General features: G+C 66.2%; 14 protein-coding genes. 4 read left to right on the top strand and 10 right to left on the bottom strand.

From position 1 onward, the window contains the following. Nucleotides 1–137: 137 nt before the first annotated feature. Together GII31_RS19320 and GII31_RS19325 are read right to left on the bottom strand one after the other, a co-directional pair. Entirely contained in the window at nucleotides 138–1,046 is a 909-nt protein-coding gene (locus GII31_RS19320; protein ID WP_260840117.1) for an HpcH/HpaI aldolase/citrate lyase family protein, read from the bottom strand. Then, nucleotides 1,043–1,498, bottom strand: a complete 456-nt coding sequence (locus tag GII31_RS19325; RefSeq protein WP_260840118.1) for a MaoC family dehydratase — start codon at nucleotides 1,496–1,498, stop codon at nucleotides 1,043–1,045. The genes GII31_RS19320 and GII31_RS19325 overlap by 4 nt, the downstream gene beginning before the upstream one ends. A gap of 113 nt (nucleotides 1,499–1,611) precedes the next feature. Here GII31_RS19325 and GII31_RS19330 point away from each other — a divergent pair, with 113 nt between their 5' ends. Then, on the top strand, nucleotides 1,612–2,769 hold the full coding sequence (locus GII31_RS19330) for an acyl-CoA dehydrogenase family protein (protein ID WP_213244985.1): 1,158 nt from the start codon (nucleotides 1,612–1,614) through the stop codon (nucleotides 2,767–2,769). Nucleotides 2,770–2,958: 189 nt separating this feature from the next. Then, on the top strand, nucleotides 2,959–4,077 hold the full coding sequence (locus GII31_RS19335; protein ID WP_213244986.1) for an NDMA-dependent alcohol dehydrogenase: 1,119 nt from the start codon (nucleotides 2,959–2,961) through the stop codon (nucleotides 4,075–4,077). Nucleotides 4,078–4,153: 76 nt separating this feature from the next. On the opposite strand, the gene GII31_RS19340 is transcribed toward GII31_RS19335, so the two are convergent. The 7 genes from GII31_RS19340 to GII31_RS19370 form a co-directional block, all read right to left on the bottom strand. Next, a complete protein-coding gene (locus tag GII31_RS19340; RefSeq protein WP_260840119.1) occupies nucleotides 4,154–4,969 on the bottom strand; it encodes an SDR family NAD(P)-dependent oxidoreductase in 816 nt (271 codons plus the stop codon). A gap of 58 nt (nucleotides 4,970–5,027) precedes the next feature. Beyond that, nucleotides 5,028–6,488 carry an aldehyde dehydrogenase gene (locus tag GII31_RS19345; RefSeq protein ID WP_213244988.1) on the bottom strand — a complete coding sequence of 487 codons (1,461 nt, stop codon included), beginning with the start codon at nucleotides 6,486–6,488 and terminating at the stop codon, nucleotides 5,028–5,030. Between the two features lie 111 nt (nucleotides 6,489–6,599). Beyond that, nucleotides 6,600–6,875 (bottom strand): hypothetical protein, encoded by a 276-nt coding sequence (locus GII31_RS19350; protein WP_213244989.1) that lies wholly within the window; start codon nucleotides 6,873–6,875, stop codon nucleotides 6,600–6,602. Between the two features lie 134 nt (nucleotides 6,876–7,009). Continuing rightward, on the bottom strand, nucleotides 7,010–7,831 hold the full coding sequence (locus GII31_RS19355) for an enoyl-CoA hydratase/isomerase family protein (protein ID WP_213244990.1): 822 nt from the start codon (nucleotides 7,829–7,831) through the stop codon (nucleotides 7,010–7,012). A 64-nt stretch (nucleotides 7,832–7,895) separates the two neighbouring features. After that, on the bottom strand, nucleotides 7,896–9,467 hold the full coding sequence (locus GII31_RS19360; RefSeq protein WP_213244991.1) for a long-chain-fatty-acid--CoA ligase: 1,572 nt from the start codon (nucleotides 9,465–9,467) through the stop codon (nucleotides 7,896–7,898). Between the two features lie 75 nt (nucleotides 9,468–9,542). Beyond that, nucleotides 9,543–10,994 carry an aldehyde dehydrogenase gene (locus GII31_RS19365; RefSeq protein WP_260840120.1) on the bottom strand — a complete coding sequence of 484 codons (1,452 nt, stop codon included), beginning with the start codon at nucleotides 10,992–10,994 and terminating at the stop codon, nucleotides 9,543–9,545. 54 nt (nucleotides 10,995–11,048) lie between these two features. After that, a complete protein-coding gene (locus GII31_RS19370; protein WP_213250711.1) occupies nucleotides 11,049–12,152 on the bottom strand; it encodes an NAD(P)-dependent alcohol dehydrogenase in 1,104 nt (367 codons plus the stop codon). A 293-nt stretch (nucleotides 12,153–12,445) separates the two neighbouring features. Here GII31_RS19370 and GII31_RS19375 point away from each other — a divergent pair, with 293 nt between their 5' ends. Together GII31_RS19375 and GII31_RS19380 are read left to right on the top strand one after the other, a co-directional pair. Continuing rightward, nucleotides 12,446–13,606 (top strand): helix-turn-helix transcriptional regulator, encoded by a 1,161-nt coding sequence (locus tag GII31_RS19375; protein ID WP_213244993.1) that lies wholly within the window; start codon nucleotides 12,446–12,448, stop codon nucleotides 13,604–13,606. Nucleotides 13,607–13,737: 131 nt separating this feature from the next. Then, nucleotides 13,738–14,673: a helix-turn-helix transcriptional regulator gene (locus tag GII31_RS19380; protein WP_260840121.1), complete on the top strand. Its 936-nt coding sequence runs from the start codon at nucleotides 13,738–13,740 to the stop codon at nucleotides 14,671–14,673. Nucleotides 14,674–14,720: 47 nt separating this feature from the next. Here the strand turns inward: GII31_RS19380 and GII31_RS19385 are convergent, their stop codons facing one another. Further along, entirely contained in the window at nucleotides 14,721–16,046 is a 1,326-nt protein-coding gene (locus GII31_RS19385; RefSeq protein ID WP_213244995.1) for a cytochrome P450, read from the bottom strand. Nucleotides 16,047–16,226: the final 180 nt, after the last annotated feature.

Genomic DNA, 16,226 nt, shown 5'->3' on the forward strand with positions numbered 1-16,226 from the left:
CATTGTTTAATGGTAGAATGGTCCTACCATTTATTCAAGCCTGTAGGTTCCAGTAGGCGGTATCGGAAGCCGGAAATGTCGCGATTCGGGTGGAGTTCACTCCGACACCCCCCGAACCTCCCCCATTCGGGGGACCGTCAGTGGTCGCCGGCCAGCGCCAGAACGCGCTGCGCCTGCTTGAGATGGGGCAGATCGAGCATCTTGCCGTCGAGCGCGACGGTACCGACGTCGGCGGAGAACGCCTCGATCACCCGTTGTGCGTACTCCACCTCACCAGCCGTGGGGGTGAACGCGGCGTTGATCGTGTCCACCTGGCCCGGGTGTATCGCGATACGGCCCGAGAACCCTTCCGCGCGGGCCCGGCGAGAGGATTCGGCCAGTCCCTCGTCGTCGGCGATGTCGACGTAGAGGGTCTCCACCGCCTCGACGTCGGCGGCCCGCGCCCCCATCAGCATCAGTGACCGCACCAATCGATAGGTCATCGCCCATTCCCCGTCCGGACCGACATTCGTCGAGGCGCCCAGGGCCGCACTGAGATCCTCTGCTCCCCAGGTCAATCCATAGAGACGATCAATTCCGGCGGTGGCGAAGTCACCGAGCCGGAACGGCGCGCGGGCCGTCTCGGTGGCCACCGGCAACACCTTGATGGCGCCGGCCGGCAACCGGTGGGAGGTTTCGAGTGCCTCCAGATAGTGCCCGACCCGCAGCACATCGTCGGGGCCGTCGATCTTGGGGATCATGATCCCGGCAGGGGCCGCCGGAACCACCGCGGCCAGGTCCTCGAGCGCCAGACCGCTGTCGAGCGGGTTGATCCGCACCCACAGCCGGGGGCCGTCCCGATCGCCCAGCTCGCCGACGATGAACTCCGACACCATCTGTCGCGCAAGCAGTTTACGGGATGCGCTCACCGCATCCTCGAGATCGAGGATCACCGCGTCGGCGGCCGAGGAAGCAACTTTGCCGAGCTTACGCTCGCTGTCGCCGGGCACGAACAGAAACGACCGGATCGGCGTACCGGCCGACGCCGCGGCGGCGGTGGCCCTCATGCCGCCGGACGCTTCCGCTGCAGACCGCTGCGCTTGCAGGTGGCGACCAGTTCGTCGTGCTGGTTGAACGCCTGATGCAGGAAGGTCACGATTCCCTGATCGGGCCGCGACCTGGACTCGCGCAGGTCGATCACCTCCGACTCGACGTGAATCGTGTCGCCATGGAAGAGCGGCTTGGGAAATCTGACCTCATCCCAGCCCAGATTGGCCACCGCGGTGCCCAGGGTGGTGTCTCCCACCGAGATTCCCACCATCAACCCGAGCGTGAAGGCGCTGTTGACAACCCGCTGCCCGAAGTCGGTGCCCTTCATGTACTCCTCGTCGAGGTGCAACAGGGCCGGATTGTGCGTCATCGCGGTGAACAGCACATTGTCGGTCTCGGTGACGGTCCGCCGGATCGGATGCTCAAACCTCTGGCCGACCGTCAGGTCGTCGAACCACACGCCAGGCATAGACTTCCTCCATTGCTTCGCATTTGCTCGTATGGTACGACCATTTTTACTCGATGGTCAATACCGCTACCCAGAAGCGGCCGGCCGATCCCCCACCACCGGACAGGACAACCATGGTTTCGTTCAACTTCTCCGCCGAACACCAGCAATTCGCCGAAGTGCTAAGCGATTTCAGCACCAAGGCACTGCTCCCGCACTACAACCGGCGGGCCGCGAGCACGGAGTTCCCGTTCGACGCCTTCGCCGAACTCGGCAAGCTCGGGGTACTCGGGATCGGACTGCCGGAGAAGTTCGGCGGCACAGGCGCCGAAGACCCCGTGCTGCTCGGGCTCGCCACCGAAACCCTCGCCGCCGGAGACATCAACCTGGCGTCGGCCCCCATCCAGGTGGGCCTGGTCGGCTCCCAGCTGCTCTACGCGAGTGACGAAGTACAGGAACGCTACCTGCCCACACTGATCTCCGGAAAGGAGACACTGGCCATCGCGCTGACCGAACCCGGATCCGGATCGGACGCCGGTGCGCTGCGCACCACCGCCACCCCGGTCGACGGTGGCTGGCGACTGTCGGGCGAGAAGACCGCGATCAGCTGGGCCATGAACGCCTCGGCAACGCTCGTCTACGCGCGCACGCCCGGCACCACCCGGTCCCAGGGAGTGAGCTGCTTCCTGGTCCCGATGGCCGCCGAGGGCGTCACCCGTCATCACATGCTCGGGATGGGCTGCCTGCCGCTCGGCTGGGGATCGATCCACCTCGACAACGTGTTCATCCCGGCCGATCACCTGGTCGGCGAGGAGGGACGCGGCTTCCACACGGTGATGAATCACTTCGATTTCAGCAGGGCGGCAATCGGTCTCATGTGCCTGGGGGCGGCCCGGCAGAGCCTCGACGAGGCCCTGACCTATTCTGAGCAGCGAGAGGCGTTCGGGCAGAAGATTTCCCGCTACCAGGGCGTGTCGTTCGGGCTGGCCGAACAGGCGACCTACCTGGAGGCCGCCAGGCTGCTCTGCTACAAGGCATTGTGGTTACGCGAGGCGGAACAGCCGCACACCTCGCTGGCGTCGATGAGCAAGTGGTGGCCGCCGCAGGTGGCACGCCAGGCCATCGAAGTGGCGATGCGCATCCACGGAAACCTCGGCTACGCCGCCGAGTTCCCCCATCAGGCGCGCTACCGGGATGTGATGGCGTATCTGGTGGCCGCCGACGGCAGCGCCGAGATCCAGAAGCGGATCATCGCCGCCGACCTCTACCGCAACGGCACCGTCGCCTACTGACACCCACCCCCCTATCGGGGGATACCGCTCGCCCCGGCGGGTGATGTGCATCACCCGCCGGTGTGACACTGTGGGTCCGCGGACACATGGCCGGATCGCCATACACGCATCGATCGATGTCGACCGTCCGCGTGAATCCGTTCCCGCAGTGGCGAAAGCGCCACCGCCCCATAGGAGGTACCAGACCACATGAAGACTCGCGGCGCGATCCTGCGGACCGTTCCCGGAAAGTTCGAGGTCACCGACCTGATCCTCGACGATCCCCGGCAGAATGAGATCAGGGTCAAGATGGTGGCCTCGGGGATGTGCCACTCCGACGACCACATGGCCACCGGCGATCTGCCCGTGGCGGTGTATCCGGTGTGCGGTGGGCACGAGGGCGCGGGCATCGTCGACGCCGTCGGCCCCAACACCAAGGGATTCGCCCCCGGCGACAAGGTCGTCTTCTCGTTCCTGCCGGCCTGCGGAAAATGCCGGTGGTGCGCCACCGGCCACCAGAATCTGTGTGACCTCGGCGCCACGGTACTGGTCGGCTCCCGCTGGGACGATCCGGAGAGCTTCCGGCTGTCCCTGGCCGACGGCACCCCCGTCGGCCAGGCACTGGGTATCTCCACCTTCTCCGAATACACCACCGTGGCTGTCGATTCCGCGGTGAAGGTGCCCGACGACACGCCGCTGGAGAAGGCCTGCCTGCTCGGTTGCGCCGTGGGTACCGGATGGGGTTCGGCGGTCCGCACCGGCGATGTCCAGGCCGGCGACACCGTCCTGGTCTTCGGCGCCGGCGGTATCGGATCCTTCGCGGTCCAGGGTGCCGCACATGCCGGCGCCGCGCGGCTCATCGTCGTCGATCCGGTCGAGTTCAAGCGGGAAAGTGCCCTGTCCCTCGGCGCCACGCACGCGGTCGCCACCGCGGAGGAAGGTATCGCGCTGGCCCAGTCGTTCACCAATGGCCAGGGCGCCGACGTCGCCATCGTGACGGTCGGCGTGATCACCGGTGATCATGTGGCCCAGGCATTCTCGGGAATCCGTAAGCAGGGCACCGTGGTGGTGACGGCGCTGGGTAATGCCGCCGCGGTGGGGCTGCCGATCTCGATCCTCGAACTCACCCTGTACGAGAAGAAGATCAAGGGATCGCTGTTCGGATCGTCCAACCCGAGCGCCGACATCCCGATCCTGCTCGACCTCTACCGGGCGGGCTACCTCAAACTCGACGAGGTGATCACCACCGAGTACTCCCTCGACGAGATCAACCGGGGCTACGAGGACATGCACGCGGGCAAGAACATCCGCGGCGTCATCCGATTCTGACCGGGGCTACGGCCAAAGAGGGTGGCGGTGACCGGAAATCCGGTCACCGCCACCCTCTTTCGTGCGGTACGCGCGGCTACGCGGCCGAGATTCCACCGTTGACACTGATCGCCTGACCGGTGAGCTTGGCCGCTCCCGGCCCGGCCAGGAAGGCCACCAGCTCGCCGAGATCCTCCGGCCGTGCCACACCCAGACTCGCCGCCTGGGCGGCCTTGGCGAACAGCTTGGCGCTGAAGCCGTCCTTGGTGACCTTCTCCGCGGTGATCGTCCCCTCCACCAGCGACGGTGTGAGCACGTTCGCCCTGATCCCGTAGCGCTTCTCCTCGATCGCCAGCGTCCTGGTGAACATGATGATCGCCGCCATCGCCGCACCGATCACCGATTCACCCGGCGTGGCGGTCTTTCCCGCGTCGGAGGCGACGGTGATGATCGAACCGCCACCGCGCCTGCGCATATGCGGGATCACCGCGCCCGACATCTGCAACGGTGCAAGTGCGAGTTGGCTCAGGACCGACCCGATGTCGCCGAGCGGCATCCGCCCAAACGGTTCGGGACGTACATCCGGCGCGGTGGAGCTGAGCAGGATATCGATTCCCGGCAACAACTCCGCCGCCCGATCGGCGATCTCCTGCGCACTCTCCGGCCGCACCGCGTCGCCCGCGACGAACTGGGGCTTGGGCAGACCCTCGTCGACGAACCGCTGCTGGGCGAGCAGACCGCGGTCGGCCGAACGTCCTACCAGCACGATGCCCGAAACCCCGCCCCGGGCCAGCGCCAGCGCCGAACTCAGCCCGATTCCCGACGTCCCGCCCACGATCAACGCACCGCAGTCCGCCAGCTCACGCACCACCGGTCCGGGCCTGGCTTCCTGCCCGGAGTTCTCACCACTCATTGTCTTTCCTTCACCTTCGTTGCCCCGCGATTGCCCGTCCGCAATGATTCACGGACGATCACAGATAGATCGACTTCTTGACCAGGTACGCCTCCAGACCTTCGGGACCGAGTTCACGCCCCAGTCCCGAGGACTTGATACCACCGAACGGTGCCGTCGGATCGGGCAGATAGGCGTTGATGCCCAGCGAACCGGTTTCGATCCGGCGCGCCACGGCCACGCCGTGATCGTGGTCGGAGGTCCAGATGGAGCCTCCCAGACCGTATTCGGAGTCGTTGGCGATACGGACCGCCTCGTCATCGCCGTCGTAGGCGATGATCGAGAGCACCGGGCCGAAGATCTCCTCCTGGGCGATGACCGACGAATTGTCTACGCCGGCAAAGATGGTCGGCTGCACGAACCAGCCCTTGTCGAGCTGTTCCGGACGACCCCCGCCGGTGGTGAGCATGGCCCCGGAGTCACGGCCCTTGGCGATGTAGGATTCGACACGCTCACGCTGACGTGCGCTGGCCATCGGGCCGATCTGGGTGGTCGGGTCGAGGGCGTCACCGACCTGCAGGTACTGCGCGAAGCCGGTGAAGGTTTCCACCACCTCGTCGTAGCGGCTCTTGGGCGCGAGGATACGGGTGCCGAGGAAACAGGTCTGGCCGTTGTTGAGCAGTGTGGAGCTGAAGAGCTGCTCGCCGATCTTGGCCAGGTCCAGGTCGGCGTCGTCGAGGATCACCGCGGCGGACTTGCCACCGAGTTCGAGGGTGACCGGGCGCAGCAGCCGACCGCACGCCTCGGCGATACTCCGGCCCGCGCCGGTCGATCCGGTGAACGCCACCTTGTCGATACCGGGATGCGACACAAGGTAGGATCCCAGGTCGCGACCACCCGGGACGATGTTGATCACCCCGTCGGGGATGCCCGCCGCCGCGATGGCCTCGGCGAAGATCACCGAGTCCAGCACGGTCTCCGGGGATGGCTTGAAAACGAAGGTACAGCCCGCGGCCAGGCCCGGTGCGTACTTGAAGGCGGCAAGTGCCTGCGGGAAGTTCCACGGCACGATCGCACCCACCACGCCGATCGGCGTGGAGGTCACCAGAGTCGAACCGCCGAGCAGGCCCGGGCGGGTCTCCTCGAACGGACGCTGCCGGGCCAGTCCGGCATAGTAGCGCAGCAGCAGCGGCGGGAACACCGCCTCCAGCTTCTCCGCGACCGCGATCGGCATGCCGTTCTGGCTGCTCACCGCCGCCGCGATCGCCCCGGCTCGTTTGTCGTATTCGTCGGCGAGGCGTTCCATCGCGTCGGCCCGCTGATCGGGGGTGAAACCTCCCCAGCCGTTCGGATCGTCGAACGCGGCCCGCGCGGCGGCGACGGCGGCGTCGATGTCGCTCTGCGCGCCTTCGGGTACCGACCCGATCCGTTCCTCGGTACTGGCCGAGTTCACGGTGATCCTCGCGCCCGACGATGGCGTGCGCCACGCTCCGCCGATGAACAGTTCGTCGGTATCCGTCCTGGATTCAGCTGTTGTCATTTCCCTTGCTCCAATTTTCATTTCACTCGTGCTTGATGTCGCCCGTGGTGGCCTCGACAGGCGGTGGATGAATCGCCGCGACCGGATCCCCCGCGACCGGACCGCACCGGGTCAGGCGCCTTTCAACCGGATCATCTGGTCGGTACCCGTGTTGTGGCCGATCCAGTTCGCGGCCCGGAGAATCCGGATACGAAGGTCCGATTTCGTCGCCCAGTACTCGTTCAATTCGCTGCTGCGCGCCGCCTCCAGGATCCGTTGGCGGAACCGCACCGGGGTGAGGCCGAAATGGATCATGAGATCTTCGGGGCTGCTTCCGCCGTAGGGCTCCCAGCGCCGATGATGCTCGACCAGATCTTGCAGATATTGTTGATGCGAATTGAGTCTCATCAGAGTACCTTCATTGAATTCACGCGAATCTCATGGGTCCGAATGTGCTACGTATCCGCAGAACACTCTGTGGCAGAACAACACCGGGTGGGTGGGTGCGCCGCGGCCGCGATCATCACCCGGCCCGGGGCGTGTCACGCGAGTCCGTTGAGGGGTGTCGCGGTCTCGCCCGCACGACCCTGATCGGTCTTGTCGAAGAACTGTTGCGATCTGGCCTGGACGGTGGTGTTTCCTCCGCACAGCGCGTATCCCCACATCGCCTCGACACGCAGTTGGTCGTGCAGGGGGCGGCCGACGATCTCGAGAACGGTCTCCTTCGCCGATTCGATGGCGGCCTGGTCGCACCGGAGAATCTGCCGCAGCAGCAGTTCGGTCTCTTCCGCAAGCCGCTCGTGCGGCACCACCCGGTTCACCATGTTCGCCGCGTATGCCCGCTGCGCCGACACGTGTTCGCCGGTGAGCACCATCTCCATGGCGAATCCGACACCGCAGGTGTTGACGAGCCTGACGATTCCGCCGTCGGCCGAGTGCATCCCGCGACGTACCTCAAAGGTGCCGAATTTCGCTCGGTCCGAACAGATCCGAAGATCACACGCCATAGCCAGCTCGATGCCGTGCCCCAGACACCAACCGTCGATCGAGGCGATGATCGGCTTGGCTATCCGCGACAGCGGCCCGCGTGTGATTCCCGAGAGCCCGTCCTCGATTCGTTCGCGACCCACCATCGGTCCGACCGTCTGCCATTCCGGTGCATGGGTTTTGAGATCGGCACCGGCGGTGAAGGTCTCACCCGAACCACGCAGGACCGCCACCCGCAGTTCCGGGTCGTCCCGAAAGTCCGCGAATGCCGCCGACAGCAGCTCGTGCGTTTCGACGTCGACGGCGTTCTTCACCTCGGGCCGGTTGATGGTGATCCACGCGACCTCGCCACGCTTCTCGTACAGAACTTTACTCACTGGCAATCCTCACTCATCGCTCGTTTCCCCGCGGTTCTTGCTCTCCCGCGGTCGGACATGGCCGCTACGACCCGGCCGTCTCCAGCTCGCCCGCCACCGACTCCCGCAAGACGTTCTTGCGGATCTTTCCGCTCGGCGTGGTCGGCAGCTGTTCGACAAAGATGATCTGTTTGGGCACTTTGTAACCCGCGATGAGCGGGCGGCAGTGCGCCACGAGCTCATCGGCACCGGCCGATGCGCCGGGGGCGGTGACCACGAACGCGGTGACCTGCTCACCCCAGCGGTCACTCGGGGTGCCCAGCACCGCCACCGCCGCGACCGCCGGATGGGCGCTGAGCGCCTTCTCCACCTCGACCGAGTAGACGTTCTCGCCGCCGGTGACGATCATGTCCTTGGCCCGGTCGACCAGATACAGGTTGCCCGACCCGTCCTTGCGCCCGAGATCACCGGTCCGGTACCACTCACCGTCGAACGCGGCGGCGGTGGCCTCCGGATTGTTCCAGTAGCCGCGGATCATGATCGGTGAGCGGACGAGCACCTCGCCCACCGTGCCGGCCGCGGTCTCTGCGCCCGCCGCATCAACCACCTTCACCTCCACGAACGGGAAAGGGCTGCCGCAGGAGGTGAGCAGTTCCGGATCGTCCGGATGATCGTGGGCCTCGGGCCGCAGGATGGTGATGATGTAGGTTTCGGTGGTTCCGTAGAACTGTTCGAGTTCGCAACCGAAGCGTTCCAGTGCCAGCGCGATCACATCCGGGGCAATCGCCGAACCCGCGTACAGAATCCGCCGTACCGAGCTGAAGTCCGCATCGGCCAGATCCGGATTGTGCACCAGCAACCCGATCACGGTGGGAACCAGGCACATCACGGTCGGCCGCAATGTCTGCACCGCACGGACAAACGCCACGGGTTCGAACTGGCCGAGGACGGCGATGGTGTTGCCGTGGTAGATACCCGAGAGGGTCAGCCACGACCCGGCGAGGTGGAAGTTGGGCATGACCATGAGCACAACGTCGTCGTCGCAGTACTGTTCCGTCGGCTCCAGCGCGGCCATCATGAACCAGTTGTTGAACGCCTCATGGGTGATCTGGGCACCCTTGGGGCGTCCGGTGGTGCCGGAGGTGTACGACAGCAGCGAGGTCGCCTCGATCGGCACGACCGTCCCCGGTTCGGCCGTGGACTGCCCGCTGATCCACTCCTCCAGCGAACCGGCGCCGCCTGCTCCGGCCCCGAACTCGACGATGCGCAAGGGCGCGGCCGCCGCGGCCGCAACCTCGTGCATCGTCGGCGCGGTCTCGGACTCGGCGAACACCAACGACAACCCGGCGTCGTCGACGAGGGCGACGAATTCGGGGATGGCGAAACGCCAGTTCAGCGGCACGAAGACAACGCCCGCCTTGTTGGCACCGAGCCAGGTCTCCCAGAACTCGATGGAATTCCTGCCGACGTACCCCACCCGCTCGCCGGCACCGATGCCGGCGCCGGCGAGCGCGTGTGCGATCTGATTGGAGCGCTCATCGAACTGCCGGTAGGTACGGCTCGATACACCGTCGGTGAGCGCGATCTTGTCCGGACGTTCCCTGGCCCAGTGACGGGCTATGTCGGGCAGTACGCGAATCGCCTTGTGTCTCCACATGAACGGCTTCCAATCGTGGTTGTCCAGCACACGGCCGGGTGGGGGAACGACATTCGGTTGACGGCTACCGGCCGGCTACTGGGCGGGCGGCAGGTACACCGTGCGAATCACCTGGAACGAGCTGAGCGCCTCGGGACCGAGTTCCCGGCCGAAGCCGCTCTGCTTGATCCCGCCGAACGGTGCCGTCGGTTCGTTCACATAGTGATTGACCCCGACGGTGCCCGACTGCACCTTGCGAGCGACCGCGGTGGCCCGGTCCGCGTCGGCCGACCACACCGAACCGCCGAGGCCGTAGATGCTGTCGTTGGCGATGGATACCGCCTCGGTCTCGTCCGAGTACGGGATCACCGAGAGCACCGGGCCGAAGATCTCCTCGCGGGCAACGGTGGCGTTGTTGTCCAGGTCGGCGAAGATAGTCGGCTCGACGAACCAGCCGTGATCGATGCCGTCCGGGCGTCCGCCACCGGTGGTCAGCCGCGCGCCCTCGGCCTTGCCCTTGGCGATGTAGCCCTCCACACGCGCGCGTTGCTGCGCCGACACCAACGGACCGATCTTGGTGTCCGGGTCGGTAGGATCGCCGATGGTCAACGATTTGGCCAGATCCGTGATGGTGTCGACGATCTCGCCGTAGCGTGCCCGCGGCGCCAGGATCCGGGTGCTCAGCCAGCAGATCTGCCCGTTGTTGAGCAGAGTCGAGGCGAAGAACGATTCCAGCGAGGCGACCAGATCGACATCGTCGAGCAGGATCGCCGCCGATTTGCCGCCGAGTTCGAGTGTGACCGGACGCAGCAGATCGGCGCACGTGCGGCTGATCGCCTTGCCCGCGGCGGTGCTGCCGGTGAAGGACACCTTGTCCAACCCCGGATGCGAGACCAGGTAGGCCCCCAGGTCGCGCCCACCGGGAACAACGTTGAGCACGCCTGCCGGCAGCCCCGCGGCGGCCGCCGCCTCGGCCATCAGGAAGGCGTCGAGCACTGTTTCCTCGGCCGGCTTGAGGACCACCGTGCAGCCCGCGGCCAGCGCCGGTGCCAGCTTGAGGAACGTGATGGCCTGCGGGACGTTCCACGGCACGATCGCACCGACCACGCCGATCGGCAGCTTCTCCACGAGCGCCGATCCGCCGAGCATCCCGGGCCGGGTCTCGAACTCCGGCGCGTCGGCCATGAGCCCGCTGTAGTAGCGCACCAGCAGTGCGGGGAACCCTGCCTCGAACTGCTGGGCCAGCCAGATCGGCATCCCGTTCTGGATGGTGACGCGCCGAGCGGTCTCGGCTGCGCGGCTTTCCAGCTCCACCGCGAACCGTTCGAGCGCCTCGGCCCGCCGCTTGGGGTGCCAGCGCGCCCAGCCGTCGGGCGCGTCGAACGCGGTCCGCGCCGATGCCACCGCGGCGTCGATGTCGGCCTCGGTGCCCCGGGGCACCGAACCGATGGTCTCCTCGGTGGTCGGCGAGATCGCGGTGATCCGGTCGGAACCGGCCGGATCGGTCCAGGTACCGGCCAGGTAGAGCTGTCCGTAGTCGATTGTCATGTGAGTGTCTGTCCCTTCAGGTGGTGGCGGGAGATCTCCCGGTGGATACCGACGTCAGCTGTTGACCAGCACGACCTTGATGGCCTCGCCGGAGAGTTGGGCGGCCACGGCCTCGTTGATCCGGTCGAAGGGCATCGTGGTGATGAGCTTGTCGAAGGGAAACCTGCCCTGCCGGTGCAGGTCGAGCAGTTCGGGGATGAAGGTCTGCGGGTCGGCGTCGCCCTCGACGATGCCCCGGACGCTGATGCCGATGGCGGCGGCCAGCATGAGCGGGACCGGCAACACCGCCGTGGGATCCGCGGGAACGCCGAGCAGCCCGATGGTTCCGCGGATCGCCAGGGCCGCCGTCAGGTCCGCCACCACCGGGGTGATCGCGGTGGTGTCGAGGGCGTAGTCCACGCCCTCGGGGACCAGCGCGCGGATCTGTTCGGAAACCACGCCCGCGGCCGGGTCGATGGCATCGGTGGCACCGAGATCGAGAGCCAGCTGCCGGCGGCCCTCGTTGGGTTCGATGACGAAGATGCGGCCGGCACCCCGCACCACCGCGGCCAGCACCGCCGAGAGTCCGACGGAGCCGGCGCCGGCGATGGCGACCGACGAACCGGCCTCGACATCGAGCGAATTGAGGATGGCTCCCGCACCGGTCTGGATACCGCAGCCGAGCGGCCCGACCAGTTCCAGCGGGGCGTCGTCGGGGAGCCTGACCACGTTGCGTTCGTTGGCCAGCGCCGCGGTGGCAAAGGTCGACTGTCCGAAGAAGTTGCTGCCCAGTGCCTCGTCACCGTCGTGCAGGGGCGGGGTTCCGTCGGGGCGGACGCCGCCCAGGTTCAGGCCCATGAAGTTGTCGCAGTAGGCGGGCTCGTTGCGGCTGCAGTGTTTGCACCGGCCGCAGCTGTTGAAGCTCACCGCCACCCGGTCACCGACCTGCACGCTCGTCACGCCCTCACCGACGGCGGTGACGGTGCCGCTGCCCTCGTGTCCGAGGACGCCGGGCAGCGGGAACGGGAGATGCCCGTCGCGGATGGCCAGATCGGTGTGACAGATACCCACCGCCGCGACGTCGATCGCGACCTCGCCGGGGCCGGGCACGTCGAGGGTGACCGTCCGGATCTCGAAATCTGCGCCCACCGCCGGGACGACCGCGGCCTTCACATCCACCATGCTCTTCACTCCTCGTATGCGGATCCTCGTGTGCGGATCCTCGTCAGTTCGGCACCGGCGGCACTCGCGTGGGCGCCGCAGATGGTGTGATGTTATGCACGTCACAGAGCGGGGGAACAGCCCTCGACCGGGCAATCACTCAAACCTCCCCCCGGCAGTCCCTCGAAAGAGGTACCCTGCCCATATGTGAATGGACAGACCTTTTAAGGTCGTCCGTTTTCCCAGGACACCAGCACCTATACTGTGATCTACATCTCTGATGGGGGCCGAAGAAGACTAGGAGACACACGGTGGCCGCACAGGCGACATTGCACGAACCACCTCCGACCGCATCCGGTGATCCGGCGGATCGGACCCGATCGGACTCCCCGACGCACACCGACCCGGCGTGCGTCATCGAGAAGACCGCCGAACTGCTCGCCCAGGCCGGCCACACCAGGGTTCCGGACACGGCACTGACCACGGCCCGGTCGCACCTGGAGTCGGTGGTGGGTGACCGACGCAGCACCGGCCGGGTCAGGGCCGAGGCGCTGCGCGTTCTCGTCGACGTGCACCGCACCCAGAGCCGGGGGCTGCAACGCCGGCGCGCCACTGCGGTCCGGGCGATCTCGGAGATCCGGCAGTGCATGGCCGGCCTCGAGGGCCTGAATACCGCAGAACTGGTTCACCACATCCCGCTCCGGCTCTGCGGCAATCTCTCGTTCCGGCGGGCCATGGTCTCGTCCGTATCGGGGAGCACCTGGATACCCCGTCATCTGCACATCGCCGACAGGCTGCCCACCGAACAACAGTTCCTGGACTACGTCGCGACCAACCGGATCAACCTGCAGTATGCGCCGTTCGAGAGCGAAGCCGTGCGGCTGCGGGCCCCGATGCTCAGCACCAGCCCCGATTCCGACCAGCGGACCTTCAAGGAACTCGTCGAAATATCCGGCTGCGAAGGCTATATCGCCGCGCCCATCGTCTCCCGCGGACGGAGCATCGGGCTACTCCACGTCGACCAGCCCGACCACGGCCGGATCTCACGCACCGACGCCGAAATCGTCGGCGTGGCCGCCGAATGTACGTCATTGCTCTTCGAGCACGCCCTGCTCGAGGAAAGACTGGCGGCCAGCGCCGCCCAGATAGAATCCGGACTGGCCCTGGTAGCAGCCGAGCTCACCGAAACCGGTCGGCACACGCACCCGATGGGTGAGGAATTCGATGAGGACCAGGCAACCCGGTCCGCCCGTGCCACCGGCCACGAACCGAGCTTTCTCACCCCCCGCGAGCGCGACGTGATGCGCGAGATGATCACCGGTGCAACCAACGCCGACATCGCACGGGCACTTTACATTTCCGAGGAGACCGTGAAGTCCCATCTCAAACAGATCTCCAAGAAGCTCGGCACCTCGACCCGGGCCGCCGCGATCGCCAAGTTCGCTCAGCTGTCCCGCAATACCGTTCGGTGAGCGGCAGGTCGCAGGCAGATGCCGCCGTCCGACGGCTCCGGCAGCTCGACGCGCGATTGCGCGATCTTCTCGGGCTCCCGGCGCCACCCGCGGACGCATCCGCCGATACCCTTTTGTCCGAGGGGAATCCGGTGATCGATCGCGCATTGGAGGCGGTTGCCGGATCACCCGACGACAACCTTGCGGCCGAGCTCACCGACGTGGTCACCGCAGTGCTCGGCGCGCAGCTTCAGCTGCAGCAGTCGGCCGCGCGCCGGACACTGTTCGGTCCCAAGGCACTGGCCACATCGCTGCGCCGGGTCGCCGCCCAACCATCGACGCAAGCGGTCGCCCGGCAAGGCTGTGCCGAACTCGTCGAGGTGGGCGGATTCACGAGCGCGAGCGTTGTGGAGGTACACCCCGGGCACTATTCGGTCATCGCCCACACTCCCGAACGAGACCTGCCCGAACACCTGGCCGCCGGTATCCCCCGGCGACCGGACGGTGTCGAGACGACATGTATGGAAACCACTCTCACCGTCAACGCGACCGCCGCGACGGCGACCGCCGAGTTCAGTGAACTCCTGGGCAGCACCGCCTACTCGCTCGCACCGGTCGTCCACGCCGGCCGGACGGTCGGCCTGGTCCATGCCGCGGGCGGCATCGACGCAGAGCCCGGCGACGAGGACCGGCACATCATCGGGCTTTACGGCGATGCGATGGCGCTCTCGTACGCGCGCGAGGTGGGCCGGGCCCGGATGGCCGCACAGCACAGCATCGTCGCCCGGCAGACCGAGGCCATCCTTGAGGCGACGCGGAAGCTCATCGACGCCGATCTGCATCTGACCGGCGTCGATGAGGCCACAATCACCCGGGCCGAGGATACCGGGCAGCAGTCACGGGTGGCGCTGACGCCCCGGGAACAGGAGATCATGCATCTGATCGCCGCCTGCGCGACGAACAACGAGATCGCCGAACGCCTGTTCATCTCCTTGGAGACGGTCAAATCGCATGTGAAGAAGATCCTCAGGAAGACCGGTTCGGTCAACAGGTCCGAGGCGATAGTCCGCTACCTGGAAAGCAACTGAGAAACACCCGGTGCGGCCGGTCACACCGACCGCACCGGGCCGGCCGATCAGCGGAAGGTCAGCCTGACCGGGAGGTTCTTGATGCCGCCGACGAAGTTGGTCTGCAACACCTTGATATCGCCGGTCACCTCGATCTTCTCCAGATGCGGCAGCAGCTCTTCGAGCATCACCCGCATCTCCATCGACGCCAGGAACTGACCGATGCACTGATGCGGACCGTAGCCGTAGGCGATCTGCCGGTTCGGTTTGCGGTTGACGATGAAGTCATTGGGCCTGTCGAACACGTCCTCGTCGCGATTGGCGGACTGGAACAGCACCATCAGCCGGTCGCCCGCATGAATGGTCTGCCCCCGCAGCTGGTAGTCCGCCACCGCCCGGCGGGTGAAGTGCTTGACCGGTGAGGCATATCGCAGCGACTCGTTGATCAGTGCGCCGATCAGTTTGGGATTCTCCTGGACCTCGGCCAGGGTCTCGGGTTGTTTGGAGAGTTCGTTGATGGTGGTGTTGAGCGTACTGGCGGTGGTGTCGTGTCCGGCGGTGGCGATGGCGACGAACCAGCCGAAGGCGAACGTCTTGGGGTAGTACTCACCGTCGGCCTGCCGGGCCACCGAGATGATGGTGGCCAGGTCGTCGCGGGGGTTGGCCCGGCGATCCTCCACCAGCCTGTCGAAGTAGGCGTAGAAGTCGCCGATCGCCTTGGTGAACTGCTCGGCCGCGGCCTCCGGGGACAACTCGACGTCGTCGCGCTGTTCGTCCGGATCGGAGCCACCGAAGAAGTCCCTGCTCAGTGCCAGCATCATTGCCTCGTCCTCTTCCGGAACCCCGAACAGCGCCATCATCACATGCAGCGGGTAGTACGGCGTGAACACAGTGGCGAAGTCGATCTCGGTGGGCCCTGCCACCAGGCGGGCCACCTGTTCACGTGCGATAGCACGGATCTGATCCTCCCATTTGCGCAAGTTACCCAGTTTGAACCAGTCCTGAGCCACCGCCTTGACCTCGGTGTGCTCGCCCGGGTCCATGTAGGGCAGCGCGTCGAGCACCCGGTAGGTACCACCGGCGAGAGTCTTGGTGAACTCGTCACCTGCCTTGTTGTTCAGGATCGGATTGTTGCCACCCTTGTTGTGCGGACCGCCGCCGGCCGAGAAGACGTCGGGCTGCTTCTCCACCTCCATGACATCAGCGTATTTGGTGATGAGCCAGATGGGATCCCAGCCGTCGACCGACACCTGTGCCAGCGGGGCGTTCTCCCTGAGCCAGCGGTAGGCCTCGTACAGTTTCACCTCGTCGCGGTGACCTTCGGGATTGATGATCTGGGCGGCGATGTGGTCGGGAACCTGAGCGGTCCGGACGCCGTCATGTGTGACAGTCATTGAGATGCCTCTCTTTTCGGGAATCTGCGCTTGCGCGACGATCTGCGGGCGTCCCCGGCGCGGGGACGGAAGGGTGAGTGCCCGGAGGACCGGACAGTGAGCTGAACCACGCTGATACACAATTGTGTCGGCCTCGACCGTGACGCGCGTCACCACTTGGGGGGATTCTCCCCCCGTACG

Origin of the sequence: Gordonia pseudamarae (genome assembly GCF_025273675.1) — a bacterium.
Lineage (GTDB): Bacteria > Actinomycetota > Actinomycetes > Mycobacteriales > Mycobacteriaceae > Gordonia > Gordonia pseudamarae.